This is a genomic window from Pseudomonas carassii (assembly GCF_036324045.1).
In the GTDB taxonomy this organism is placed as follows: Bacteria; Pseudomonadota; Gammaproteobacteria; order Pseudomonadales; family Pseudomonadaceae; genus Aquipseudomonas; species Aquipseudomonas peradeniyensis.
In genome coordinates, this window is record NZ_JAZDCT010000086.1 from 1 (window position 1) to 1,562 (window position 1,562).

Sequence of the window (1,562 nt, forward strand, 5' to 3'; positions counted from 1 at the left end):
TTCGCAGGCCTGGCACTGGTCGTGGGGCAGGACGGATTCGGCGATGACGTGGGCGATTCGCTTGCTGAGGGTCATGGGCGTACTCCGGATTGAGGCAGGTTGGCAAGGACATAGCGCCAGTTGGATTCGGTGTATTCGGCGAGTGTCTGGGTCAGCGGGATCTGCGCATGCACGGCTTTGTCGATCAGCGTTCGGAGCGCAGGGTAGGTATGCAACTGCGGGTGCAGGCAGCGTTGATGGAGGGCCAGGGCAATGATGTCGGCTGGCTTGCTCAAGCCCTGTCTGCGTGCCTGGACGATCTCTTCGTACGCCAGCACGGCGGCGACCGCTGGCAGGGAAGGCCGGTCATCGGTCTGTGGGAGCAGGGCACGCCAGGCGCTGAGCATGGCCTGGACCAGCGGAGCTTCGGCTTGCATTTCGCCAGCCGCGACCGGTATCGGCTTTTGGGCGTACGGCTCACCGATCATGCGCACGGCAAACCCGCCGCTGGTAAGGAACAGCCAACGGTGGATGGGCCACCATGGCATTTGCTCTGCGTGTTCGTAGGCCGCTGCAAGCAGTTCCAGGCGTACAGGTTCGAATACCGGATAGACGCAGGTCTGCGTTCCCATGGTCGGGACCTCGCACAGCGTCATGATGTGCTCGGCCAAGGCTGCGGCAGGCGTTTCACTGAATAGCCAGCCACAGACCAGGCGCCCAGGCCGCTGAACATCCCGCAGACTTGCCCGTGCCGTCAGGGCTACCAGGGATTCCGGCAGGGGTTCTCCTGGAGACGCCAGGCAGGCCAGGACCGGATAGGTGTCGGGGGCGTGGGCGAGGTCGGCCCTGTAGATTGGCGTCAGCGCTTTCTTCCCCAGCCCTTGGCGTAAACCTTCGAGCACGGCGTGGTCACTTCGGCTGGACACCGCAGTGGGGTCGATCAGCACGTGGCAGTACTGGTCCGAGGTGTGGTGATCCATGACGAACTGGGTCAAGTCAGTGGCGTTCATCGGCCCTTTTCCTCACAGGCACTGCCGTTGTTCGCAGTGAGCTCCAGTGCCGTGACATTTCCGGCGCCTTCGGCCCCTGCTTGGGTAGGGCCATGAAAGTTGAGCGTCAATCCGTTGAGCGTAAGGCCCTGCTGGTCGAGCACGAGGCTTGCACCTGGGCTTATGAGCTCGATACGTTCGCTGGCGGTGAGTCGAAAGACTGTTGTCTGCTGCTCCAGGCCCTGGCCGACGGTAATGCGCTGATGACCGTCCACCCGCAGTTCGCTGTTGCCACCGACGAGGGTGTGTTGATTCACCCCGATGGTTTCACTGCGATCATTGCTCACCTGTACGGACAGGTCCTGGCCGACCTTCAGATGACAGTCCCGGCCTACGGCATGGGTGTGGTCATTGCCGGTTTCCTGGCGAAGGTCGTTGCCGACGCTGATTTGCTCATCGTTGCCCACTTGTTCGATGCGGTTGCGGCCAACGCAGGTCGTTTCGTCATGGCCTACCCGATTGTTCTGATCCCGCTGCGCATGGATGAACACCTCTTCCTGCCCCAGCTCATCCTCGAAGCGCAGCTCGTTGAAA

Annotated in this window: 2 protein-coding genes; both read right to left on the reverse strand. The window is 62.1% G+C overall.

All coding sequences use genetic code 11. From position 1 onward, the window contains the following. Window positions 1-71: 71 nt before the first annotated feature. Window positions 72-989 (reverse strand): hypothetical protein, encoded by a 918-nt coding sequence (locus tag V0R62_RS26645; protein WP_330105826.1) that lies wholly within the window; start codon window positions 987-989, stop codon window positions 72-74. Beyond that, on the reverse strand, window positions 986-1,562 hold a 577-nt coding region (locus V0R62_RS26650), incomplete at its 5' end, for a bacteriophage T4 gp5 trimerisation domain-containing protein (protein WP_408005744.1). The genes V0R62_RS26650 and V0R62_RS26645, both read right to left, overlap by 4 nt.